Below are 25,043 nucleotides of genomic sequence, written 5' to 3'. Positions count from 1 at the left end.
TTATTGTCCTCAACGTGAACGACGCCATAGTATAGATAAACCTAGCATCATTAACGTTATGAAAGAAAATGCGCCTGTGTCTAAAGATTTAGAAGTCACAGTAGAAGATGGGTTAGAGACAACACGGACGTTGACAGTCATTGCTGTACTTTTGGTTTTTGCATCATTAAATCGAGAAATAGTATTTGTGACGTGATATTGGAAGTCTTCAAAACCATGGAAATTATCGATTAAAGCCATATAAGTCAATGTATGTTTGCCGTCTGTTTCAAAGCTGACACGTCCCTTTTTGAGAATCGTCGAGTCTGTTAAACGAACACAACCATCAACATACGGGGCATAGGTATCTTGGTAAAGTCGTGAGCAATAGGCTGCAGGCCATACCTCGGCATCACCAAGTTTTTCGGTAATATCAAAAATAGCTTTTTGACCAAAGAAAATATCTTGTCCCTGACGTGGTGTTTGTGTACTTGCACCACTATTACCATCTTGTAATTCAACTGCACCTAAGTCACATGGACTATCCAATAAAGTAGAGCGTCCTTTATCACGTTGGTCGCCACTACTGCAACCATAACCAATATAACCAAATACAGGGATATAACCTTTGTTTACAATAGGAGATTCACTAATGGTAGTATAGTCGGCTAATAAACGAGGTTTATGACTTTCTGAGAGTCCTCCATAATAATTTAATGGACATAATAAGCCAACAGATGGAGGGGTATCACATATCCCGTCATTATTACTATCTGCAATAAGAGTTTCGATGCCTGTACCAGTAATTTTTCTGTTATTATATTGGCTGCTTATGACAGAGCTATCACAGCCGGTTTGATAAATATTGTTAGAAAAATATGCTTTATTACTATCCGTACCTATACCAAAATTTATACAGTCAGTTGTATTTCCAGCAATAATTGAGTTAAACAAACTTGGAGCTGTATTATTATAGTTTATACCGCCTTTATTTAATACTACAGTTAAGTTATTAAGCGTAAGGCCAGCATAAGTTGATAAAGCAGTTCCATCATTATTGGAGAAAGTTGTATTCTGAATAATAGGAATTGTTGAGTTTTTACTGACAGTTACTGTTGCAGATGCAATACTGATAACATTCGTTGCTTTATTTTCTGTAAATAAGCTACGATGTATATCTATGTTATTTTCTTCTGAATAAATTGCCGCTCCATCAGATGCTTGATTATTTTTAAATACAGTTTGTATCGCACTAAAAGCAGATTTTTTTGTATTATAAACAGCGCCACCAAAACCAGAAACCAAGCTGTTAGTAATGACCGATTGCGTAATTACGAGCTCATCTCTATTATAAAAAAGCCCACCATTTGCTGGGCTTTTGCTTGCATCATTATTACCAAGAAAGTCAATATTCTTGAATTCTACACGTATCCGACGCTCCGCAGTTCTAGGGTCATTATCGTGATCGCTAGGAACTCCATCATCAATATTGAATAAGCGTTCGTTAACTGTACCTTTAATACTAATACGGTTTGCAGTTTTACTGAGTGGTGTAACAATATCACCTTCTAAAAGAGAAGGACTTTGAATAATAACACTATTTTTAATAGTAATCGGTTTTAGTAAAATATAAGTGCTATTTTCTAAAGATAGAGTAATAGTGTCTGTAGACGAGCTGTCGGTACTTTTACAGCCAAAGCCATCAATACCTTCATCACGATACGCTTGCATTTCTGTTTCTATCGTTGTGATTTCTTTGCGTAAACTCGTTATAAGCTCTTTGTTGATGACAATTTCTTCTTCCAATTGGAGGAGTAAGGCCTTTTCTGCGGCTGTACGTTCACTTTCAGGTTTAAGTGTAATTGTATAGATTTGGTCTTCAAAGCCTTTATTTTCGGAAAGTAGTTTATTTATTTCTGCATTATTGGCATTGATGTCATTATTGACGATAGCAAGGACAATATTTTTTTGTTGTATATAATGTATAGCTTCCCGTAATGAGCACGAACTGTTTTCTACCGCATCTTCATCCGTCACCGTGTTGACAATGACACCGTCAGCCCATGTAGTGACAGAGAGGCTAGACAATAAAATAAAGGGCAGTAGGCGGCTCTGAGAAACAGACATTGGGAGAGTCTCCAGTTGGCTTGTTATTTTTTGTTGTGTTTACACATACATAATTATGGGTGTTTAGGCGAGCGCTGTGGTTTGCTCCAGTCCCATCAACTAGAAAGATGAAGAACATAGACCTTAACAATCTGTATTGTAATACAAACTTATCAGTTATTCTTGTGTGTTGCTGTAAACAAATTAGGCATGCCACTTTACCATGATAGGGTCGCTAGTGGCTAGTGACCCATGTCATACTAGCGGGGTAGGCACTCAGTTATTTGCGGTATCTTTGTGTTTAAGATGTTCCATAATGGCTTCGAGCCGTTCGCCAAAATACTTGCCAATCGCTTTTTCCATCGCACGTGCCACTTCTGCGTCCACTGCAATATCAGCGAGTGGTCGCATTTTCCAAATCAAATCGGCTAAATGGGCAGTTTCTTCCCGAGGTGGCATATTTTCTTTGCCATAGGTATCAATAATTTGTGCAATCACTTCGACAAACATATTAGCAACGCGTTCTACATTGCCACGCACACCTTCAATAATACGTAATAATTCACCTAAAGGTAGCCCCAAAGAGACCAGTTGTATGCCTACATTTAATAAACGTGGGCTGGGTACCATAAAACGTGAGCCATCACCCGTAAATTGAATAACCCCCAAGTTAGCCGCTTTTAAGATTTCTTCTTGGGTGATTTTGGCACCAAATAGTGACAGTAGCTCCATCGCATCATGGTAGGTAGGTGTTTCATCAGACCACGGACTGGTAATTGCGGATTCTAGCCCCAAGAGTTGGCTGAGGTCTTGGCCTTGCTCCCAAGCGACGACGAGTTCGCCAATGTTTGCAATGCTATAACCACGGGCTAACAGTTGTCCTATCATACGCAAGCGTGCTAAATGCGCATTCGTGTAAATGCCATTACGTCCTCGTCTTTCGGGAGGCGGTAAGATACCACGATCTTGATAGGCCCGCACATTACGGACAGTGGTTCCTGCAACACGCGCCAGTTCATCAATAGAGTATTCGGTCGCAGAAGTGGATACATTGGTATCAGTCATGTTGATTTTATGTCTCGTGATGAGGCCTTATGAGCCGCTTTCCTAAAATTTAGGCGTATTGTAATACAAGCTATGGGCATTGTTTCAATATCTTATTTTAGTTTTAGAGGTGGATGTTCACAAACGTCCAGCTCTGGTATCAGGTCAGTCATGGTATAACAAAAGATGTATTTGAGTATAGTTGTTATTCATACGGCGAATATGCGTACAATCCTGTCACAGGCCTCAGTTATTTTTCGGTGAGTTGTTTAACAAAGTTCAGGGTGAGACGTTTGCGTTGTCGAATAGAACTTTCTTCTAAATATGTTAAGTGTTTGAGTAACAAACCAATGTAGCGTGGCCCTTTGATAAGTAAATACTTAATGATTTCGGGGTCAAGTGCCAGATTCCGTCGACCTAAAGCAGCTTGCAAAACGGCTTGACGGTCGGCATCGTTATCGCCATTGGGAATACGATAACAAGCGGCTTGTTGTAAACGTGAAATGAGGTCAGGAATCACTAAACCTAGCTGAGAAGGAGAAGCACGCGCTGCCAGTATTAGGCGAGTATCGTTTTGCTGTGCGCGATTTAACAAATGAAAAAGCGCTTCCTGCCATTCGCGTAAATCCACGATGATTTCTATGTCGTCAAGCGTGATTAAGTCGTGATGTTCGAGATATTGCAGTGCATCAGGCTGATGACTACGTGTTAATTCGCGTAAAGAGAGTAACAGCGTACTGTGCTGACGTTCGCTATAGGCTTGACAAGCCGCCGCTAATAAATGGGTTTTACCTGTATTCGGCTCACCGTAAATAAAGCAGCGTTGAATAGTGCCTGCGAACAGTTGTTCAATGGCAGAAATAATCTCTGCCCAGCTTGGCCCTGAAAAATCACTTAGTCGTGCATCTAAGCGAGGCCCTAGGTTGAGAAGTAGCTGTTTAGAACGCAAATGCTCAATCAATGTTTGTTCCTTTCCCATTGGTTTATCACAAGGCGTTTTATCTATTCTAAGGAGTTTGGCTCTTGTCGTTGATAAAACTCACTTTGGCGATAACGTTGATGGGCATGATGTAATAACACCATAATAATCGCTGCAACGGGTAATGCAAGCAACATTCCAATAAAACCAAAGAGTTGTCCACCTGCCATGACCGCAAAAATAACGCCTACAGGAGGGAGTCCAATTTTATCGCCAATCAAATAAGGCTGTAAAACCCAACCCTCCAAAATTTGACCTACGGCAAAAACAATCCAGACATTGATGAGCGGGTCAAGTTTGAGACCTGTTTGAAACATGGCAGCAATAGAGGCACTGATAATACCAACGATAAAACCAAAGTAAGGGATAATACTGGCCAACCCCGCTAATAAACCAATAATAATGCCGAGTTTGAGGCCAATTAATTGTAAGCCAATCGCATAAATGAGACCGAGCAATAACATCACAATGAGTTGACCACGTAAGAAGGCAGATAAAACCTCATTACATTCGTGACTCAGTTGGCTGATTTGAGGTTCAAGATGGCGTGGGATTAACTCTCGAATATTGTTAATCAGTTTGTCCCAATCAAGTAATAAATAAAACGTGACGACAGGGACGAGAGAAATTAGACCTAACAAACTCATGATATCTAAACTGGATTGCATGACGCGGGTCATCACATGACTAGCGGCAGTGCCAGCCTCTTGCCAATAAGAGGTCAGCCACGAGCTAATTAAATCCATATCTAGACGGTCTAAATCTATTTTGAAGGTTTTTTCTAGCCACGGAATGCCTTGACGATTAATCCAACGTAATAAAATCGGTAATCGTGTTTCTAAGTAAATAAATTGTCGCCATAACACAGGCAGTAAAAAAACTAAAACAGCAACCACACTCAATAACAAGACACTAAAGACACTGGTGACAGCGGTTGTACGTTTGAAGCCGAATTGGGTCAGACGATTGACCAGTGGATTGCACAAATAAGCGAGTAGTGCCCCCGCAAAAAAGGGCATTAAAATGGATTGTAAGGCATATAGTAACCAAACAATCACGCCTGCACTTAACCAAATAGGCCAGCGATTTAGCAACGTGTTCATGTATTTGCTCTCATAAATCTTGCCATTGATAAAGGGCAAAGCGTTGCGCTAGTTGTCGTCCCATCAGGGCATTGGTACTTAAGTTTTTAGTGCTTGCGGGTTGTAAAACGAGTTGTGGTACTAAGTTTAATTTTTCAGGAATTAAATTATTAGCACTTTTGCAAGCAAACTCTGCACGATTAGGCGTGACTTTGAGTAAACGGCTGCTGCGACACGCATTGGCAATTGCTTGCTCGGCTGCACGTAGTTGGCTATAACGGCGAATATTATCAATGCGTAGTAAAATGTCCTGTTTAAGCTCTGGCCATTGCCAAGCCATGGCTAGGTGCTCACTCCAAATATGAGGCAGATAGGGCAATGCATCTTGATTAACCGTACCACTCATGCGCTCTTTTTCGGTATAAAGTTGCCAAAAAATGAGATTATTTTTTTCTTGAATAAACACCACGGCATCGGCGTGTTGTTTGGCCAGTTGGGCTTTCAAATCACCAAAATTTATCCGACCTTGGTTAAAAAATTGTTGTGCGGCGTTGTTATTATCGTTAGGGAAGTCATAATTCAAACTCAAGCCACGGCTACCCGCTTCCTCATTCAGCGTAGCATTTTGTGTAAAAGCCTGAATTTTGTTGTCTTGTAAACTAATCAACCATAAACGTGCACCTGCCCATTCTCTAAAGTCTGATTGTTGAATCATTTGGCCTAGATTGGGTGTCTGTTGTTGCACAAGGGCTTGTTGTACGGGCGCTTGTTCAAAAATAATGGTTGTACCCGCTAAATTTAGTAAGTCTTCACTCCATTGTTGTTCATTCGCATGACTCGTGTGAACATGTAGCATACACACGACATTCAATACAAACGCCAATTTTTTATACCAAGTCATGGTTTTCATATCCTTTGTATGCGTAGCCAACATGTATAAGGTCGTTTTGGCTAATGTGGAGTGCTATTTACAAGGCCAAGAGAATACCGTGTTCTCTGTGTTCTGCCAATTTATAGACGGTAAATGAGGGGTGAGTTGGTCTAGAATTGTATGCGAATTGAGCTAAAAACAGTCAAAAATAGTTGGATAACGAATAAACTTGGAGCTGAGTTAAAAAATGTATTTAGCATCGTCGTGTAAACGGCTAAAATGCGCGCCTAATTTTAGGCCAATAAGTTGGTCTGTTATCGCTTCATTTTCTATGTGGACATCACCATGAGCAATTCTCAACCTTCCTTAAGCTATAAAGACGCAGGCGTGGATATTGACGCTGGCGATCATTTAGTTGAACGCATCAAAGGCGTGGCCAAAAAAACGACCCGTCCCGAAGTGCTGGGAGGACTAGGAGGCTTTGGCGCACTGTGTGAAATCCCTGCAGGTTATAAACAACCTGTTTTAGTCTCTGGTACAGACGGTGTCGGCACAAAATTAAAGTTGGCGCTGCAATTAAAGCGTCACGAAAGTATTGGTGTTGACTTGGTAGCGATGTGTGTCAATGACTTAGTGGTGTGTGGTGCTGAGCCATTATTCTTTTTAGATTATTATGCGACTGGCCATTTATCGGTGGATACGGCTGCAACCGTGATTACAGGGATTGGTGAAGGTTGTTTACAAGCGGGTTGTGCCTTAGTGGGTGGTGAAACGGCTGAAATGCCAGGTATGTATGAAGGCGAAGACTACGACTTAGCAGGTTTTTGTGTCGGTGTGGTCGAAAAGTCACAGATTATTGACGGCTCTAAAGTCAAAGCGGGCGATGTGTTAATTGGTGTGGCCTCCAGTGGTGTGCATTCCAATGGTTATTCCTTAGTGCGTAAAGTGATTGAAGTGGCTCAAGCGGATTTAACTCAACCATTAGACGGTAAAACCTTAGCGGATGTGGTGATGGCGCCCACCCGTATTTATGTGAAGTCTATGTTATCTCTCATCAAAGCAGTGCCTGTACATGCGATTGCCCATATTACGGGTGGCGGTTTACCAGGGAACTTGCCTCGTGTGTTACCAGAAGGGGCAGACGCAGTGATTGATGAAAGCTCTTGGCAATGGCCAGCCATTTTCCAATGGTTACAACAGCAAGGTAATGTGGAGCGTTTTGAAATGTATCGTACCTTTAACTGTGGCGTGGGCATGGTGGTGGTTGTGCCTGCTGATAAAGCTGACGAAGCCATTGCTCACTTACAGGCCAATGGCGAGCAAGCATGGCGTTTGGGTCACATTCAGCCGTCGACACATACTGAGCCTACCGTTGTTTTTGCTTAATCGCACAAGTGTCTTAGAGGGCAGGCCTTGTGCCTGCCTTTTTATTTTAATAAGCCCTCTCTCTAGCTCTATCCCACAGGGAGAGAGAGCCTTCTCGTCCTGTGAGAGAAGGTTGGGGTGAGGGTGTTTGATTAAAAGTTTGCTTACATGAAAATTGTTGTTTTAATTTCTGGCTCAGGGACTAACTTGCAAGCAATTATCGATGCCTGTCAATCAGGCTATATTGCAGGACAAGTGGTTGGTGTATTGTCTAATAAAGCCGACGCTTATGGTCTAATTCGCGCTCAACAAGCCAATATACCTACCGTGACACTCAATCATAACCAATTCGCCTCTCGACAAGCGTTTGACTGCGCCATGCAAAAAATCATTGATGCATGGCAACCTGATGTGGTGGTGCTGGCAGGCTTTATGCGTATTTTAACGCCTGCTTTTGTTCAGCACTTTGAAGGTAAATTAATTAATATTCATCCTTCATTATTGCCTTTATATAAAGGTTTGCATACCCATCAACGGGTATTGGCAACGGGTGATAAACTTCATGGTTGTTCCGTTCACTTTGTTAATGCTGAGTTAGATGGTGGGGCAGTGATTGCCCAAGCGGTGATTGCTGTGGCAGCGAATGAAGCCGAACAATCTTTAATACAAAGAGTACATAAATTAGAACATGTAATTTATCCGCTCGTGCTAAATTGGCTTAGTTATGGCCGTTTGAGTTATCAACAAGGTTTGCCTGTGTTAGATGGTCAAACCTTGTCTACACCAATGAAGTTGTTATTTGATTAACGTTCTCTCTCTCCTTGTGGGAGAGGGTTGGGGTGAGGGACAAATATGCGTTTTTTGTTGTTAATCACGAGTTTAAGTCTTGGTGTAAAAACCTTTGCCTTTGATTTGCAACCTTATACGGCAACGTATCAATTTAATCTAAATCAACAAATTACTGGCACAGCTACACGTACCTTAAGCAAACAAGAAAACAATCATTACCGTTATCAATTTAATGCCACAGCTGCTATTGCCAATGCGAATGAAGTGAGTGAGTTTATTTTTGATAAACAACAAGTTCAATCGTTGTCTTATCAAAACAGCAAACAAATTTTATTCAAAAATCGGGTAGACCAAGCCACTTTTGATTGGGATAAACAACAATTAACCACCTTACGTAAAGGCCAAAACGACACATTTCCCTTAACCGATAAAACGGTTTTAGACCCCTTAAATTTAGAAATCCAAATTCGCCAAGATTTAAGCCAGCAAACTAAGCCACAATTAAAAGAATATCTTTTGGGTGATGCCAAAGGCTTTCAGCCCTTGAAGTTTACCGTTGATGGGGTGGAAAAAATTAAAATCCCTTATGGCGAAATAGAAGCCTTAAAAGTGACGCGTATTCATCACTCGGCTGATAGACAAACTCAGTTTTGGTTAGCTAAATCCTTAGATTATTTACCTGTGAAAGTGGTGCAAATAGATGACGGCGCAATTTATACCATTGAGTTGCAAGGATTGCAGAAGTAATGAGCAAGCTATGACTTCTGTTAGGGGCTGTTGACGTTTTGAAATACAGCGTGCTTTACCTGAAAATCCAAATAAAACTACGTCAAAAGGGGCTTCGACTCCGCTCAGCCAGCGCAAAAAAGCTCACTGAGCGGAGTCGAAGGGATTGTTTAGGATTATCTGATAAATTGAATCGTTAATGGATAACGCCAAACAATCCCTTGGCCTGCTTTGGCTGCCGCAATAATCACAAATATTAAGTAAATAAGTCCCAAAATGGCTATCAAGACAAAGCCCACTAAAATAATCATTAAAAGATAACAAATAAAGGTATAAATCAAAAAGCTGAGTAAGCAATTGATGATGTTTTTGCCGTGTTCATTAAGCAAAGGATGGCTATCTTTGGTTGTTACCCACATCACGATGGGTAAAATGAAACCTGCTAGTGGGATAACCACACCTAAAAACTGTGATAAATGCATTAAAACAGCAAATGTGTTGACATCCATACCCCAAGGCTTTTGTGTAGGATTTTCTTCCATAATCAATCTCCTGTATAAACTGTATGAGTCATAACAAAAACAGCTAAGTCGCTCCATGACCTCTAGGTAAACTTTTGACTGCTTTAGAGCACGCCAAAATTAACCATGTGGCAACAACTAATTCAACAATCGCAAAGAGTTGTTTTAGGCCGCCAGCAAAACAATTCATGGTGGAAAAGCCCATATAGACCAATAGTAATAGTGTTAGTGTTAATAAGCCATAACTTTGCTTTTGCCAAACTGCCTTAAAGAAAGCTAGTAAGGGAATGATTTGTATAGATAAAATCACTAGTATGTTTGGTAGAGTGCTTGCTGTCGGGGCAGTGACAAAAGTGCCAATACATAACAGAGCTAAAAACAACACATAACTGGTACGTAAAAAACTTAACACTTATTTTCTCGCAAATTGCACTAGACGTTTACCCAATGCCAAGCACAAGGCTTGTTCGTCGGCGGTGATAGGGCGTTGTGAATCGTTGCCAGCCCAATGGCTAGCACCGTAAGGACTACCCCCCGATTGTGTATGGTGTAAAGCGGCTTCGCGATAGGGCAAACCAAGCACAACCATACCATGATGGAGCAGGGGTAACATCATCGTTAATAGCGTGCTTTCTTGACCACCATGTAAAGAACTGGTTGAGGTAAATACAGCAGCGGGTTTGTCACACAGCGCACCATTTAGCCACAGTGCAGCCGTGCCATCTAAAAAGTATTTTAAGGGGGCAGCCATATTGCCAAAACGCGTTGGGCTGCCTAAGGCGAGGCCTGCACATTGACTCAGGTCATCTAGCGTGCAATATAAATCGCCATGGTCAGGGATAGTCGCTGCGGTTGCTTCACAAACGGTAGAGATTGCGGGTACAGTACGCAAACGAGCGGTCATACCTGCCGATTCCACACCGCGAGCAATCAGTTTTGCGAGTTGGCGAGTACTGCCGTGACGGCTATAGTACAGTACTAAAATATAAGGTTCAGACACAAAAATTCCCTCAACAGCCCACATGCTAGGTGTCATGCCAAAAAAGTAGCCTCATTATAACTGAATTGGAGTGTGGATATGACATGGCAAAGCCGTTGGCAAAAAACAAAATCCTTTACCCGTTTTGTGGTGCGTCGATTTTTAGCCGACGAATGCCGACAAAATGCGGCTTCATTAACTTATACCACCTTGTTTGCTGTTGTGCCGATGATGACAGTGGTTTTTAGTATTTTAGCGGCGATTCCTTCACTCAAACACATCAGTGCCGATATCCAAAATTTGGTCTTTCGCCATTTTTTGCCCGATACAGGCGTAAAAATTCAGAATTATTTAAGTGAGTTTGCCACCCAAGCCAGCAATTTAACCATTGTTGGTGTGTTTATGCTGTTTATCACCGCCTTAATGATGTTGATGACCATCGAAAAAGCCTTTAATGAGATTTGGAAGGTCAAACAGCCGCGTCAAAGTCTGATTGGTTTTTTACGTTATTGGGCGGTGCTCAGCTTAGGCCCTTTTTTGTTGGGGGCGGCCTTTACCGTATCTTCTTATATCACCTCATTACGCATTTTGAGTGATGCCGAGCAAATTGTGGGTACGGTGTTTCCGGGTTTGCAATTAATTCCTATGTTATTTACAGGTTTAGCATTTAGTTTACTGTATATTGCTGTGCCAAATTGCCGTGTGCCTGTGAAAGCAGGCTTTAGTGCGGGTTTTTTTGCTGCGGTATTATTTGAAGTGGCCAAAAATGGCTTTACGCTATTTGTGGGACATTTTTCATCCTACCAACTGATTTATGGTGCATTTGCAGCCTTTCCACTATTTTTATTGTGGGTCTATTTGTCGTGGATGATTATCTTATTAGGGGTAGAAGTCTGTCGTGCCTTAGCCCTTTATAAAGAGGCTCATCAAAAGAATCGTCATCCGATGTTGGCCTTATTTGATGTCTTGGAGTTATTTTATCTACGACAGCTCGAAGGACGGAGTGTATCGGACATTGAGGCGATGCAGATTCTGGGTCGACACGAGGTAGAAACATGGACACAGTTTGCTGACCTCTTAATCAGTCAAAAATTTATTCAAAAAACAGAGTCTGGCAATTATGTCTTAGTGCGTAATTTAGACAAAATCAATGTGGCTGATTTTATCCAAAAATTACCGTGGCCATTACCCAAGCCACAAGATTTAGCCAATTTACATGCAGATGACCATTGGGCAAATGCTTTAGCCCCCCGTTTGTTAGCGGTACATGCGTATCAACAACAACACTTTCAACTGAGCTTAGCACAACTATTAGCACCTGATAGCCCTGAAAAAAGCACGCCCTCTGCGTGATTATTGGCTATAATCGCCGCCAACCAAACCAGCTCACGCCAGTTACAGAGGAATCAGCATGACTGTTATTAAACAAGATGATGTCATTCAAAGTGTTGCCGATGCGTTACAATACATCTCTTATTATCATCCGTTAGATTTTATTCAAGCCATTAATAACGCTTACGAAAAAGAAGAAAACCAAGCCGCTAAAGATGCCATGGCGCAAATTTTAATTAATTCGCGTATGTGTGCCGAAGGCCATCGCCCGATTTGCCAAGATACAGGCATTGTCACTGTGTTTGTTAAAGTAGGGATGAATGTGCGTTGGGACGCTACCATGTCTTTAGAAGACATGATTAATGAAGGTGTACGTCGTGCCTACTTACATCCAGATAATGTGTTACGCGCTTCTATCCTAAAAGACCCCGCAGGCAAACGCCAAAACACCAAAGACAACACGCCAGCGGTGATTCATTACGAAATTGTGGCTGGTGATAAAGTCGATATTACCGTTGCCGCTAAAGGTGGTGGTTCTGAAAATAAATCCAAAATGGCGATGTTAAATCCGTCTGACTCGATTGTCGATTGGGTATTAAAAACCGTACCAACGATGGGCGCTGGTTGGTGTCCACCGGGTATGTTAGGCATTGGTATTGGTGGTACAGCCGAAAAAGCCATGTTATTAGCCAAAGAATCGTTAATGGACCCTGTAGATATTCAAGAGTTAATCGCTCGTGGTGCACAAAACCGTGTTGAAGAGTTACGCTTAGAATTGTTTGAAAAAGTCAATGCCTTAGGTATTGGTGCACAAGGTTTGGGCGGTCTAACCACCGTGATTGATATTAAAATCAAAGATTATCCCACCCATGCTGCGAGTTTACCTGTGGCGATTATTCCTAACTGTGCCGCCACTCGTCATGTGCATTTTGAATTAGATGGTTCAGGTGCAGCCGAATTAACACCTCCCAAATTAGAAGATTGGCCACAAGTGACATGGGATGCTTCTAAAGCGCGTCGAGTTAACCTCGATAACATTAGCCATGACGAAATCAAAACATGGCAAACAGGCGAAACCTTGTTGTTATCAGGCACAATTTATACAGGCCGTGATGCTGCCCATAAACGTATGGTGGATATGATTGCCAAAGGTGAAGAATTACCTGTGGACTTAAAAGGCAAGTTTATTTATTACGTGGGCCCAGTTGACCCTGTGCGTGATGAAGTGGTAGGCCCAGCAGGCCCGACAACCGCAACGCGTATGGATAAATTTACCAATACCGTGTTAGAAGCCACAGGTTTGTACGGCATGATTGGTAAATCTGAACGTGGCGCAATCGCGATTCAAGCGATTAAAAACCATGAAGCCGTGTACTTAATGGCGGTGGGTGGTGCGGCCTATTTAGTATCTAAAGCCATTCGTCAAGCCAAAGTAGTCGGTTTTGCCGATTTAGGTATGGAAGCGATTTATGAATTTGTGGTTGAAGATATGCCTGTTTCGGTAGCGGTAGATGTCAATGGCAACTCCGTACACGACACTGCACCCAAAATTTGGCAAGCCAAAATTGGTAAAATTCCAGTCGCTTAACGTGACTTGGTCACATACGCAAACAGGCCGTTTTTATAACGGCGTGTTTGTGTGATTTTAGCCTAACTTAAGTTCGGGATAAGCCTACGGCTTTTTAGTTGAAATATGACTGTTTATAGCGTCAAAGGCACTGTTGGGACGTTGTGGTGCAACTGTTTGAGCCAAGGGTGAAGCGGGGCTTTCAAGCAACACCGTTGCTTGCCCGCTGAACGCCTGAGCCATGCAGGGCGAAGGCTGGATTGCTGCTAAGCAACGAGTTTTGCACCACGAAATGGTTTTGCTGACGTTGGCCGAAACCAAAGTCAGTCCCGCGGAAGGCGTTCGTTATAGGGGCTTGAAATAGTTTCTATATAAAACTCAAGGAATTAACATTTTTTATCCCGAACTCAGGTTAGTCTGATAAAAAGTAGCAGTCCCGCGGAAGATGGCTGTCATACGGTCGAGAGATAATGTCTGCATCATTTTTCCTCAAAACGAATCCCTGCTGCTTGCAGCCTTGATAATAAGGCAGTCCCCATACCTTCCGCAGGGGTGACAATACCATAGTGTTTGGGCAATACGTCCTTATCTAATAATAAACACAGTGCGCTTTCAGCCAACATTTTTGCTGTTTCGTCGTAACCAGGGTCACCGCCGCTCACTAAGGTTCTGAGCGTATGTTGTTCCTTATTGGCTGTTATCACCTGAGCTTGAAACTCGACAGTAAACCAGTGTTTTGCCCGCTCTTCGGCAACAGGGCCTGCACCCGATGGTCGTCTTTTACCCAGCCATTCGCGGCCTTTAGCAAATTGCGCAACAGTAAAAATACCTGCGACTGCCGCACTTGCTAAAGCTAAACGATGCAATTGTGGTACAACGGCATAGTGTGCATAACGAAATTGTTTGCCATAGTATGCGTAGCGTTTTGCGCTTTGAACAACAATGGCAGGGTCAATCGTGGGTAAGGGGGCAGCCCAACCATCTTTGAGCTTTTGTAATTTGGGTATTTCGTGCAAATAAATATCGCGGCCCTGACATGTTTGATGATGCAGTCGTCTACGCTCTTTAATAAATGCTTGCCAGTTTGGCATGGCTTCAATTGCTGAATTCCATGTGCCTCCCGAAATATCTCCGTGTCCTCGTACATAAGCCGCAATCTCAACCTGTGATTGTTCGAGTACAGCATCACCTAAGCTTTGACACAGTGTTTGCAGCGTAAAATACACACCTAAATCATGCGGGATACTATCAAAGCCACAACAGTGAACAATTTTTACGTTTTGATGTTGGGCGTCATGGTGATAGGTCTGTTGCATACGACTGACAAACTGAGGTTCACCCGTTAAATCCACATAATCACACCCTTGTGTAATGCAAGCAGCGACTAAATCTTCGCCATGAAGTGCGTAAGGGCCAACAGTGCTGATAACCACATGGGTTTGCGAGCACAACTCGCGTAGACTGGCCATATTATGGCTATCAGCGAGCAATAAGTCGGGTGCGGTGGCGTGAGGGTTGTCAGCCAAGAGTAATTCTCTCACCTGTAATAATTTGTCTGAGTTGCGACCTGCCAATGCCAAGCGAATCGGATGTGGCTGTTTTAATAAATAATCGGCGGTCAGTTGCCCTGTAAAGCCCGTCGCACCGATTAAAATGATATCGTAAGGACGTTGTTTTTTACTCATATCATACTCAGCATCAAAAAAGTTAAATAGTTCATGTTATGAGGGGCAACAGCCACTAGGCACTGTGTTGAAAAAATGCTTATTTCATTGCCTAAGATAGATGATGGATAAAAAAGGCTCACTCTCCAGAGTAAGCCTTTTTAGTGTCACGCCAAGACAGCAATAATAAATACTGTCTCTAGCGAACCTAGTCTGTGTATAAATGAGACCAGACTTGCTAAGTACGTATTATGGCAATAAATGTTTTACGCCATCACGCTCTTCTAATAACTCATTTAAGGTGAAGTCCATACGCTCACGAGAGAAGGCATCTACTTCTAATCCTTCAACGCGTGTATAAACGCCATTTTCACAGGTGACTGGCACGCCATAGATAATACCTTCTGGAATGCCATAGCTACCATCAGAAGGAATACCCATCGTGACCCACTTACCGTTAGTACCTAATACCCAATCACGGATATGGTCAATAGCCGCGTTAGCAGCAGAAGCCGCAGAAGATAAACCACGGGCTTCAATAATAGCAGCACCACGTTTGCCTACTTTGGGTAAGAAGGTATCACGGTTCCATTCTTCATCATTGATTAGGGCTTTGACTGCATCGCCGTTGACTGTGGCAAAACGGTAGTCAGCATACATGGTTGGGCTGTGGTTACCCCAAACCACCATATTCTCGATATCAGCAACAGCACGGCCAGTTTTAGCAGCGATTTGTGATAATGCACGGTTGTGGTCTAAACGTAACATCGCGGTGAAGTTGGCTGGGTTTAAATCTGGAGCAGATTTCATGGCAATATACGCATTGGTGTTTGCTGGGTTGCCAACCACTAATACTTTCACGTTACGGCTAGCTACATCGTTTAATGCTTTGCCTTGTACAGTAAAGATTTTAGCGTTTTCTTGTAATAAGTCTTTACGCTCCATGCCTGGACCGCGTGGACGTGCACCCACTAATAAAGCGATATCAGCGTCTTTGAAAGCCACATAAGGGTCATCAGTGGGGATTACGCCTGCCAATAACGGAAATGCACAATCTTCTAATTCCATGATGACACCGCGTAAAGCCTGTTGCGCTTTTTCGACGGGCACTTCTAATAATTGTAAAATGACGGGTTGGTCTTTGCCTAACATTTCACCGCTAGCAATGCGGAATAATAAGCTATAACCAATTTGACCAGCTGCGCCTGTGACGGCAACGCGAACGGGTTGTTTCATTTTAAGCTCCTGATGATGAAAGGCGGGCAAGCCCGCAAGCACACGAATAGACAAGATTTAGCTGAACTTGAAGCAGTGCTTCATGGATAACAAGGCTCGAATCTTGAAATATTAAGTCCGTATCTTGCCGTTAATTTAGGCAATTTAGACTTGCCTTGATTGCAGTCGCAATAAACGGCCATTAAAAAACGCTGCATTGTACCTAAGCTGCACACTATATGCGAATAAAACTAGAGTTTCTGCTAAAATGTTTCTGTTATTTGGAGCTGTCTATGTTAATTCGTAAATTATTTCGCTTTGAAAATGCCCACATTGTGCGTAACTGTACCAGTCAGCGTTGTAGTCGTTCTATTCACGGTCATAGTTATCAAGTAGAAATTATCTTAGAGGCACAAGCATTTGACCAAGGACAAATGGTTTATGACTTTGGATTATTAAAAGGGCATATCAAAGACTTAATTGATAGCTTTGACCATGCGATTGCTTTTTGGGACAAAGATAATGCTGAGTACATTGCCTATTGTCAGCAATTTAGTGCGCGTTGGATTAGTTTGCCTGTATCCCCGTCGGCTGAGCAGTTTTCTCGACTCATTTTTGTGTTGGTCGATGCGGTACTCAAACAAACGGTCATGCAAAATGGCGAGGCAGATGTCGCACTATATTCCGTGATAGTCCATGAAACACAAACAGGTTATGCCCAATGTTTTAGAGCAGACGTTGATAATCCACGTATGGGATTGATTCGTTTACAAGACATTATTTTTTCATCGCAAATTCAACAAGAGTGGTCTGACCCGACTTTATATGAGCAATTAAAAAATGGGCAGTTATTTATTAACCCTGTCGTCGAGCCACAAGTGCGCCTGTAAGCACCAAGCGCTTTCAGCGCTTGATGATGGCATATTACTGAGAGGGGTAATTATCCATACGATAACCTTTAACTAATAAGCGAATATCCGTCTTAGTAATACCCACCCAACCCTGCGCCGATTTCACCACTAAGGCAGCAAATTTATGTTGCATTAGCACCAAATTCAGTGCATCTGCACCAGAAAGTTCCACAATAAAACTATCTTTACATTGCGCTGTTAGTGTTTGAGTGTCTGTGTAACTTAACAAGGCGGTACTGTTATCAGCCCCCTGTGCACAAAAAAGAGACAGTTTGGCAAGCTCATCTAGCGTTTGTGCTTCTGTACTGATTTTGTTTGCAGGCAGTGTGTGTGCGGCCAAATATAAACGCTGTTCAGGTAAAAATTTATATAATGCACGGCGAGCATTGGCAATATCTTCTTGACGAATAATTGCTTGCATAGCCTGAGAGAAATTTTCATAAGTTATTGTATTTGTTTTAGAAACCATAGATATATGCTCAAATAAGTAGAACTTGAATATTGCAAATAAAGTGACTGTCGTTGTCAAGACAATGTCATTTTAGAGCCAAAAATAAACAGTCTTTGTTTAGCTCTAAAGGCTCGTGCTCATGCGTAAAATACCTAAGTAATAAACGCAGTTAATGGAAGCTACGTTATCGCTATTTACATAAAAAAGATAGTCTGAGCGGACTGTCATCATACTGTCTTTTAAGTGTCATGGTATGGTCATTGCATTAGTTTTTAATAACTCATCTTCAAAAACGTACTAATGAAGATGTTAGATTTTTAACTGGTCACAATGAGGAAAAATCATGGAATTATTAGATATGCGCGATGAAGTCGTGGTTGATGAATGGGCAGATTATGAAGATTATGACTATATTGATGATGCTGTTGAGTTATAATTTTTAGTTATAAAAAAATACTTTTTTGTGCGAACTAAAAAGTCGTTAAAACGGCTTGTATTCGCCTTCAGTGCGAGTTATCGTCAGGTAATTTCGTAGTCGGCAGTTATTGACGCAATGTTTGCTTGCCAATAAAGCAAGCTATTCATTCGAGATAAATTCTTATAGAGCTAGTCGTGTAACTAACGACCGTATCAAACTTTATCGACTAACTGTCACTTATTTACCTACCAAGCGCTAGCCAGCTGAGGGTTCGCCATGTCACAACCATTTCAACATTTATTACAACCATTAGATTTAGGTTTTGTCACTTTGCCCAACCGTGTCATCATGGGTTCGATGCACACAGGTCTTGAAGAATTTCCGCCCGAAAGACAAGCAGCTTTTTTTGCGCGCCGTGCCGCAGGTGGTGTGGGCTTAATTATTACAGGGGGTATTTCGCCTTCTGAATTAGGCGTTTTAGGGCCAGGTATGTGTGCCATGCTGACCGAAGCCGATGCTAAAAAGCATAAAGTAATTACCGATGCCGTCCATGCCGCAGGTGGTCGTATTTGTATGCAGGTATTACACGCTGGCCGTCAATCGTATCATCCCTTAAATGTGTCTCCGTCTGGTAAAAAGTCACCTATTTATCCCTTTCCACCGCAAGCCATGACCGAAGAAATGATTCTTCAAGAGTTAGAGAGTTGGGTCAATGCGGCTGCTTTAGCTCAACAAGCTGGCTATGACGGCATTGAAATCATGGGTTCAGAAGGCTATTTATTAAATCAGTTTTTAACCGTACGTGGTAATGAGCGTGACGATGACTGGGGTGGTGATTTTGAACGCCGTATGCGTTTCCCACTCGAAGTTGTTCGTCGTATTCGTGCCCGTGTTGGCACCAACTTTATTATTGTCTATCGTTTGTCGATGCTTGATTTAGTACCCGATGGTCAAACCTTTGATGAAGTGATTACCCTTGCTAAAGAATTAGAAAAAGCAGGCGTGAGTATCATTAATACAGGTATTGGTTGGCACGAAGCCAAAATTCCTACCATTGCCACCATGGTACCGCGTGGTGCGTTTGCATGGGTAACGCGTAAAGTCAAAGAGGCGGTGAGTATTCCTGTATCTGCTTCTAACCGTATCAATATGCCGTCTCATGCCGAAGATATTATTGCCCGTGGTGATGCCGATATGGTGTCAATGGCGCGTCCGATGTTGGCAGACCCTGATTGGGTAAACAAAGCAGCCGCCAATAAAGAAGAAGAAGTGAATACCTGTATTGGTTGTAACCAAGCCTGTTTAGACCATACTTTTGCTTTACGTCAGGCTTCTTGTTTGGTCAATCCGCAAGCCTGTTATGAAGACCAATTAATTTATATCAAAACCGATAAACCGAAAAATATTGCGGTGATTGGTGCAGGGCCAGCAGGTTTATCATTTGCCAGTGTTGCCGCAGAGCGTGGTCATAACGTCACTTTGTTTGACCAAGATACGCAAATTGGTGGTCAATTTAATATTGCCAAACAAGTTCCCGGTAAAGAAGAATTTAACGAAACCATTCGTTATTTTGGCGTCATGTTAAAAAAATACGGTGTTAATGTGCAACTCGGCAAACGTGTTGGTGCAAATGATGTCGCTGAGTTTGATGAAGTGGTTTTAGCCACAGGTATTGTGCCACGTCAATTGCCCTTAGAAGGCGTTAATCATCCCAAAGTAATGAATTATATTGATGTGTTAAGAGACAAAAAACCTGTCGGTAAACGTGTGGCAGTGGTTGGTGCGGGTGGTATTGGCATGGATACTTCTGAGTTTTTAGTGCATGACCCACATCATGTGCCTTCTAGTCTAGACATTGATGAATATTTACGTGAGTGGGGCATTGATAAAACCTTACAAGCACGTAGCGGTATTGAAGGTGTTGAGGCTCAAGTGAGTCCAAGCCCTCGAGAGGTGTACTTGTTGCAGCGCAAAAACAAGAAAATCACGGGGCCAGGTAAAACCACAGGTTGGGCGCATCGTGAAGCCTTACTCAAAAAAGGCGTTAATATGTTGACAGGTGTGGAATACACCAAAATTGACGATGAGGGCTTACATATCAGTGTCAATGGCCAACCTCAAGTGTTAGCCGTGGATAATGTAATTATTTGCGCAGGCCAAGAGCCACAACGTGAGTTACAAGCGGCAATTGAAGCATTGGGTAAAACAGTTCATTTAATTGGTGGGGCGGATGTTGCAGCAGAGTTAGATGCTAAACGTGCCATTCGTCAGGGCGCAGAGTTAGCCGCACAGATTTAAGAGACATTTGTTCTTTTAAATAATGAATAAAGCCGAGCTAAGAGACAACAAAGATTAGCTCGGCACACGTTTTATCTTGATTGTGGATTCTAAACCACCTAAATAAAGTCAGGACTAGCTAAAATAATGCCTGACTGACAGCCATCCCCAAAAAGACTACTTTGGTCTATACAATATTGTTATCAAGAGTCAATCAGCGTATATGTCAGCTTCATTAGCGTTAGCTTATGGGGAGGTTAAAACTTTGCATGTGGCTGTAGCTCAGTAGATATCTTCACCTTGTCACATGTCTTCTTAGTATTTAACAAATATTATCTAAAGCCTGATAACTGTCCTGCTGTTTTTAAGAGGCATAGACTATATTGTATAAAGAAAATAGGTTATCTGTTTGATTTTGTTTAATGGTAATTAAGATAAAAATTTCAATATCATAGATTAGCTAATAGTATTGATTTTATAAAAATATTAATGTGGTTGTTATGGATTATTCTTTTTTGATTCTCGCTAATAATATTAGTATGCCAGTATTTATATATAATGCTTTAGGTGAAATATTATTTGCTAATAAATTCTCAATAGAAAAATATAAAGCTAACATTGTTGGGGAGAATATTAGTAATATTGCTATTTTGAATAAAATAGATGATTTGTTTTTTGATAATAATATAGCCGATGTACTGTGGCTAGATGATTATTATAATGCAGTTATTAGAATGTTTGCTCAAGATGGGATTTTTTATTATCAATGTATATTAGATAAAAGTAAAAATAGCGTCAATTTATCTGGTAATAAGTCTGAGCAACAATATAAGTTATTATTTGGAAGTCTATTGTCAGCACAGGATTCCTATCGAGCTAATCTGGCAAGAGAGTTACATGATGACTTAGGACAATTACTGATTGCATTAAAAATATCTAGTTTTAATGTATTGATTCAAAAAGATATACAACATACTAAAAAGATGATTAACGAAATTATGCCGTTATTTGATCAGGCAATAAAGTCGTTAAGAGATATTACGAAAGGTTTGCATCCTAGATTTATTCGAGAAATAGGAATAAAAGAAAGCCTAACAAATTTAATTAACCAAATAGCTAATTTGAGTGAGATGAAAGTTGAGTTAGATATTTCATCTGAAGTGATTATTGATAATCAAGAAATAGAGTATGCCTCTTACAGAATTTGCCAAGAAGCTATTAACAATGCCATTAAATATAGCCAAGCTAAAAAGATATATATCAGTATTGAGAATACGTCTGCTTATTTTAAGCTGGTTATCAGTGATAATGGGCAGGGTTTTGATATGACTGAAAGGATTAATTCATTGGGTTTATTAAGTATGCAGGAGAGAGCAGAGCAAACAGGTGGGGTATTTAAAATAAATTCAAAAATTGGTTTGGGTACTAGAATACAAGTAGTATGGAGTATGATTAATGAATAATACAAGAATATTAATCGTTGATGATCATCAGCTCATTCGTAAAGGACTAAGAGTGCTTATCAGCTCTGAAGAACGATTTGATGTGATAGCGGAAGCAAGTAACGGTTTTGAGGCGATTGATTTTCTGAAAAAAAATCACGTGAATGTCGTACTGATGGATGTTTCTATGCCCGATATGACTGGCATAGAAACAGCTAAAAAGATTTTTGAGTTACACGACACGCCACATATACTATTATTAACGATGTACAATAATTTGGTTTATATAGAAGAAGCCTTAAAGATTGGTGTTTCTGGGTATTTATTAAAAGATGCAGCACCCACAGAATTGTTCTCCGCGATTGATACTATTATGAATGGAAAAGTATATCTTAGCCCTTCTATCTGTTCAGAAATTGCACAAGGGTTCAAAGCCAAAAACATACATGAAAAAGCCGAGAAAAATTTAACGCAAAGACAGACAGAAATCTTAAAGTTAGTGAGTTTAGGTTTATCAAGCAAAGAAATCGCAAAAAAATTAAATTTATCACTCAAGACAATTGAAACACACCGTAGCCAGATTATGAATAAACTTGATATTCATGAAGTAACGGGCTTAGTACGTTATGCGATTAAAATGAAACTGATTGATTAAACTCTCAGAGAGTGGATGCTGCAAAAAACCACTCTTCAAGGAAAGCGCTGGTCCATGCCTGACCAAAAAGATTATTCATGAGCGGTAGGCCAGGCGAATTCACAAGGTGATGTTCTTGATAGGATTTTATCTGTTGACGATGCGCGTTCAGGTCTACTGCTGAGAGAAGAGAGGCCTGAGCGGCAAACTGGGGAATCTCGTCAAGAATATCACGATGCGCCTGTGAAAGACGCTCAAATACGGCGTGGTTTTCGGGTCGAGTGAATATATCGTAACCCGAACGGCATTCTTTATACCAGTCAGGGTAGTCTGTACTGAGCTGAAATTGATATTTAGCTAATAGATTTGCCATGAATGCTTGTGCGGGTAAATGCGCGGTACCCGATAAGCAAGGTAAATCTAAAACGCCTACAATCGGTTTTTTAGCTAAACTGACAAATTCCATCGCATAAATAGGCAAATCCCATTGTGCAAACGGATAAAAAAAACAGCTGATGATTTCTATTTTGGAAGATTGAATGACGACACTACGTAATTCACCATATTCTTTTAACAGATAAGCCTGACTATGTAAGTTCAGACTTCCTTGAGCGCGCTCGATGGATTTATGCTGAAAATCTGACGGTATACTGAGCGGTGTAAAAAAAGGGTGTGTTTTAAGTTCATCTATCAAATGACTAAATAAACTGTTCATGAGATAAATTCTCTTTTAGCCAGTAGGTTGCCGAAATAGTCATCGTCGTAATTTTAGCTTGTGGTCTCATCGCGTGTATCATTTTTAATGACTCAGACATGGGCAATTGATAATAAAGTGTGAGTGCAGCAAAGCTCACCGCAGGGGATCTTCCTACCCCCTGATGACAAAAAATATAGAGGCTTTTATTTAGATATAATAGCTCAATTGCTTTATAAACAGCAGACTTAAATGCTTGTTGTTGCTCTATATTAAAGTGTTCTTTAAATAATGTTGAGTTCAGCGCTTCTAACTCTGCAAAGGATTCTATAGTTTTTGCCTTAGAGAATAAGTCAGAAAATATGAATGTATGCTCATTAAAATAGCTTAAATTATACTGAGGGTAGATTTTATCTAAGTCAATACCAGATACATTGATTAATTCTTTAAGACCTTGATAAAATAAAATTTGTAACTCTATAAATGTAGGTAGAGAGCTAATAAAAATCATGTTTTTTAATGGATTATCCTTAATCATCTCAAATACTCAATGAGGTATATTGGGTTAAAACATCTTTATAAGAAGATAATAGTGATTCAGCAGTAGGATTTTCTCTGTGAGGGCTTTCATAAAAATGTAAACCTTTCCATGATGATGACGACAGGCAACCATATTCTGCTAATTTTTCACCCAGTAAAGCTAATGACGGCGAAATGGGATCTGCTAAATCCCAATAAATGGCATAGGATTCTGCACATTGCCATGCTTCTGCTAAATGGCAGGCATCCATCATATTGACTAGTAAGACAATACGCTTGGCATCTGTTTCCTTATAATGTAGTAATTGAGTGGCGGCGCAAAGGCTACTGATATCCATTGGTTGACTAGAGGCTAAAATAATTCTCGTGGTAAGTTGTGGAAAGTATTCAGCTAAGCTATCTAAAGTCACTTTAGGATTTAATAAGGCAGAGATACCCGTACGTTGGCTGGAATTATTAATAACGAGGCTTAATGTAGATTGTCTAGAAAGTTCAATGATGATGGTATCTTCTAAGGTATTTATGCCAAGTTTTTCTAAATTCAATATCGCCCAAGCGTGTGAGTAAAAAATACATTCTATACGAGCGTAGTGATTAGACATGATAAGCCTCCTGCAATGGATGAATTTGCCATAATTGACATTCATAAGTGTCAGCAGTGATAGAGAGCGATGCAATGTAAGATAACGAAGGGCTAAATGCCATCAGATGGTGATTTTCTGGTAATATGCCGATGGAGTAAGGCGTAAAGTCTTCATTCATCAGCATAATATGCCTATCTTTGCGTAACCACGCTAAATGACCTTCTTGACTGATAATCTTACCTATACACATCGTTTCTTGATGCTCTTGACATGAATCATCGCTTAATAAATAAAAGGCGAGATTTTCAGATTTACCGAGTGCCGCACATGCAACCAAGATATTCTGGTTGCACACAGTGAGCGCTAAAATGGGACCACATAATTGCCAAGAGCGAATTTGTTCACCATCCACCGTTAGCCAAATTAGTTTTTGATTTGCTATCCCATCTGACATCAGAAAGCCACCATGAGGATGAGCCTGTAGCAAGGGCTCTAAGGTGTAGTGTTTTTTTATAAAAGTGGTATTAAGTTTGCCTGATAAATGATAAATATGCGCTTGATGATGGTCTAACCAAATCAGATGCGTTTGATTAAATGCAAAGGCGATGGCTTTTTTGCAAGAAATAAATAAGTCTTCTCGTTTGCCAGTGAGAGGGTCGTATTTGATGAAATGGTGACTATCTGGATACAAGATATAATCATTATCGACCACGACATAAGGACCATGACTTAATAAGATGGGGTTAATCGTTTGTCCATATTCATTAAAACATTGCATTGTAATGGTCAAGAGAAACAGGACAGTTATTTAGGCAGCTTGTCTTAAAAAATCACGTTCAAATATTAATGGTGATTTATAACCTAGCGTTGAAT

The 25,043-nt window shown here is 40.9% G+C and carries 24 protein-coding genes; 9 read left to right on the top strand and 15 right to left on the bottom strand.

Going from position 1 to position 25,043, the window contains the following annotated elements; genetic code table 11:
• Positions 1–9: 9 nt before the first annotated feature.
• The 5 genes from C8N29_RS08460 to C8N29_RS08440 form a co-directional block, all read right to left on the bottom strand.
• A complete protein-coding gene (locus C8N29_RS08460; RefSeq protein ID WP_107865631.1) occupies positions 10–2,106 on the bottom strand; it encodes a CSLREA domain-containing protein in 2,097 nt (698 codons plus the stop codon).
• Positions 2,107–2,361: 255 nt separating this feature from the next.
• The gene (locus C8N29_RS08455; RefSeq protein ID WP_107865630.1) at positions 2,362–3,150 is read right to left on the bottom strand and encodes a MerR family transcriptional regulator; all 789 of its coding nucleotides are present in this window, start codon (positions 3,148–3,150) and stop codon (positions 2,362–2,364) included.
• Positions 3,151–3,379: 229 nt separating this feature from the next.
• Positions 3,380–4,108 (bottom strand): DnaA regulatory inactivator Hda, encoded by a 729-nt coding sequence (hda, locus tag C8N29_RS08450; protein ID WP_107865629.1) that lies wholly within the window; start codon positions 4,106–4,108, stop codon positions 3,380–3,382.
• A gap of 23 nt (positions 4,109–4,131) precedes the next feature.
• Positions 4,132–5,211, bottom strand: coding sequence for an AI-2E family transporter (locus C8N29_RS08445; RefSeq protein WP_107865628.1), 1,080 nt, complete (start codon positions 5,209–5,211; stop codon positions 4,132–4,134).
• Between the two features lie 10 nt (positions 5,212–5,221).
• A complete protein-coding gene (locus C8N29_RS08440) occupies positions 5,222–6,091 on the bottom strand; it encodes a hypothetical protein (protein WP_107865627.1) in 870 nt (289 codons plus the stop codon).
• A 315-nt stretch (positions 6,092–6,406) separates the two neighbouring features.
• On the opposite strand from C8N29_RS08440, the gene purM reads away from it, so the two are divergent.
• The 3 genes from purM to C8N29_RS08425 all read left to right on the top strand — a co-directional run bounded on the left by purM (position 6,407) and on the right by C8N29_RS08425 (position 8,962).
• Positions 6,407–7,447, top strand: coding sequence for a phosphoribosylformylglycinamidine cyclo-ligase (purM, locus tag C8N29_RS08435; protein WP_107865626.1), 1,041 nt, complete (start codon positions 6,407–6,409; stop codon positions 7,445–7,447).
• 147 nt (positions 7,448–7,594) lie between these two features.
• Positions 7,595–8,233 (top strand): phosphoribosylglycinamide formyltransferase, encoded by a 639-nt coding sequence (purN, locus tag C8N29_RS08430; protein WP_107865625.1) that lies wholly within the window; start codon positions 7,595–7,597, stop codon positions 8,231–8,233.
• 45 nt (positions 8,234–8,278) lie between these two features.
• Positions 8,279–8,962: a DUF3108 domain-containing protein gene (locus tag C8N29_RS08425; protein ID WP_107865624.1), complete on the top strand. Its 684-nt coding sequence runs from the start codon at positions 8,279–8,281 to the stop codon at positions 8,960–8,962.
• A 155-nt stretch (positions 8,963–9,117) separates the two neighbouring features.
• On the opposite strand, the gene C8N29_RS08420 is transcribed toward C8N29_RS08425, so the two are convergent.
• From C8N29_RS08420 to wrbA, 3 genes are read right to left on the bottom strand one after another with little or no spacing between them, the layout of a single operon-like run.
• Entirely contained in the window at positions 9,118–9,483 is a 366-nt protein-coding gene (locus tag C8N29_RS08420) for a DUF4870 domain-containing protein (RefSeq protein WP_170106933.1), read from the bottom strand.
• A gap of 43 nt (positions 9,484–9,526) precedes the next feature.
• Positions 9,527–9,874: a DUF2069 domain-containing protein gene (locus C8N29_RS08415; RefSeq protein WP_107865622.1), complete on the bottom strand. Its 348-nt coding sequence runs from the start codon at positions 9,872–9,874 to the stop codon at positions 9,527–9,529.
• Positions 9,875–10,486: an NAD(P)H:quinone oxidoreductase gene (gene wrbA / locus C8N29_RS08410; RefSeq protein WP_239987017.1), complete on the bottom strand. Its 612-nt coding sequence runs from the start codon at positions 10,484–10,486 to the stop codon at positions 9,875–9,877.
• Between the two features lie 54 nt (positions 10,487–10,540).
• Here wrbA and C8N29_RS08405 point away from each other — a divergent pair, with 54 nt between their 5' ends.
• Both C8N29_RS08405 and C8N29_RS08400 read left to right on the top strand, forming a co-directional pair.
• Positions 10,541–11,794, top strand: a complete 1,254-nt coding sequence (locus tag C8N29_RS08405; protein ID WP_107865621.1) for a YihY family inner membrane protein — start codon at positions 10,541–10,543, stop codon at positions 11,792–11,794.
• 58 nt (positions 11,795–11,852) lie between these two features.
• Positions 11,853–13,361, top strand: a complete 1,509-nt coding sequence (locus C8N29_RS08400; RefSeq protein ID WP_107865620.1) for a fumarate hydratase — start codon at positions 11,853–11,855, stop codon at positions 13,359–13,361.
• Between the two features lie 458 nt (positions 13,362–13,819).
• Here the strand turns inward: C8N29_RS08400 and C8N29_RS08395 are convergent, their stop codons facing one another.
• Complete coding sequence (locus C8N29_RS08395) at positions 13,820–15,025, bottom strand: saccharopine dehydrogenase family protein (RefSeq protein ID WP_107865619.1); 1,206 nt, start codon at positions 15,023–15,025, stop codon at positions 13,820–13,822.
• 228 nt (positions 15,026–15,253) lie between these two features.
• A complete protein-coding gene (locus C8N29_RS08390; RefSeq protein WP_107865618.1) occupies positions 15,254–16,240 on the bottom strand; it encodes a malate dehydrogenase in 987 nt (328 codons plus the stop codon).
• Positions 16,241–16,512: 272 nt separating this feature from the next.
• Between C8N29_RS08390 and C8N29_RS08385 the strand changes: the two genes are divergently transcribed.
• Positions 16,513–17,109, top strand: coding sequence for a 6-pyruvoyl trahydropterin synthase family protein (locus C8N29_RS08385; protein WP_107865617.1), 597 nt, complete (start codon positions 16,513–16,515; stop codon positions 17,107–17,109).
• A 34-nt stretch (positions 17,110–17,143) separates the two neighbouring features.
• Here C8N29_RS08385 and C8N29_RS08380 read toward each other — a convergent pair whose 3' ends face one another.
• Positions 17,144–17,599, bottom strand: coding sequence for a hypothetical protein (locus C8N29_RS08380; RefSeq protein WP_107865616.1), 456 nt, complete (start codon positions 17,597–17,599; stop codon positions 17,144–17,146).
• A gap of 676 nt (positions 17,600–18,275) precedes the next feature.
• Between C8N29_RS08380 and C8N29_RS08375 the strand changes: the two genes are divergently transcribed.
• From C8N29_RS08375 to C8N29_RS08365, 3 genes are all read left to right on the top strand, one after another.
• Positions 18,276–20,297 carry an NADPH-dependent 2,4-dienoyl-CoA reductase gene (locus C8N29_RS08375; RefSeq protein ID WP_107865615.1) on the top strand — a complete coding sequence of 674 codons (2,022 nt, stop codon included), beginning with the start codon at positions 18,276–18,278 and terminating at the stop codon, positions 20,295–20,297.
• 479 nt (positions 20,298–20,776) lie between these two features.
• A complete protein-coding gene (locus C8N29_RS08370; RefSeq protein WP_107865614.1) occupies positions 20,777–21,739 on the top strand; it encodes a sensor histidine kinase in 963 nt (320 codons plus the stop codon).
• A complete protein-coding gene (locus C8N29_RS08365) occupies positions 21,732–22,373 on the top strand; it encodes a response regulator transcription factor (protein WP_107865613.1) in 642 nt (213 codons plus the stop codon). Before C8N29_RS08370 ends, C8N29_RS08365 begins: the two co-directional genes overlap by 8 nt.
• Positions 22,374–22,377: 4 nt before the next feature.
• Here C8N29_RS08365 and C8N29_RS08360 read toward each other — a convergent pair whose 3' ends face one another.
• The 4 genes from C8N29_RS08360 to C8N29_RS08345 are packed head-to-tail and all read right to left on the bottom strand — an operon-like array spanning position 22,378 to position 24,948.
• Positions 22,378–23,067 carry a hypothetical protein gene (locus tag C8N29_RS08360; RefSeq protein ID WP_107865612.1) on the bottom strand — a complete coding sequence of 230 codons (690 nt, stop codon included), beginning with the start codon at positions 23,065–23,067 and terminating at the stop codon, positions 22,378–22,380.
• Positions 23,051–23,584, bottom strand: a complete 534-nt coding sequence (locus C8N29_RS08355) for a protein-tyrosine phosphatase family protein (protein WP_107865611.1) — start codon at positions 23,582–23,584, stop codon at positions 23,051–23,053. The genes C8N29_RS08360 and C8N29_RS08355 overlap by 17 nt, the downstream gene beginning before the upstream one ends.
• A 1-nt stretch (position 23,585) precedes the next feature.
• Positions 23,586–24,188, bottom strand: a complete 603-nt coding sequence (locus C8N29_RS08350; protein ID WP_107865610.1) for a hypothetical protein — start codon at positions 24,186–24,188, stop codon at positions 23,586–23,588.
• On the bottom strand, positions 24,181–24,948 hold the full coding sequence (locus C8N29_RS08345; RefSeq protein WP_107865609.1) for a hypothetical protein: 768 nt from the start codon (positions 24,946–24,948) through the stop codon (positions 24,181–24,183). Before C8N29_RS08345 ends, C8N29_RS08350 begins: the two co-directional genes overlap by 8 nt.
• Between the last annotated feature and the right edge of the window lie 95 nt (positions 24,949–25,043).

It is taken from the genome of Agitococcus lubricus (assembly GCF_003051055.1).
In the GTDB taxonomy this organism is placed as follows: Bacteria; Pseudomonadota; Gammaproteobacteria; order Pseudomonadales; family Moraxellaceae; genus Agitococcus; species Agitococcus lubricus.
Note: the sequence above shows the minus strand (reverse complement) of the source record. Positions and strands in the feature narration are given on the sequence as shown.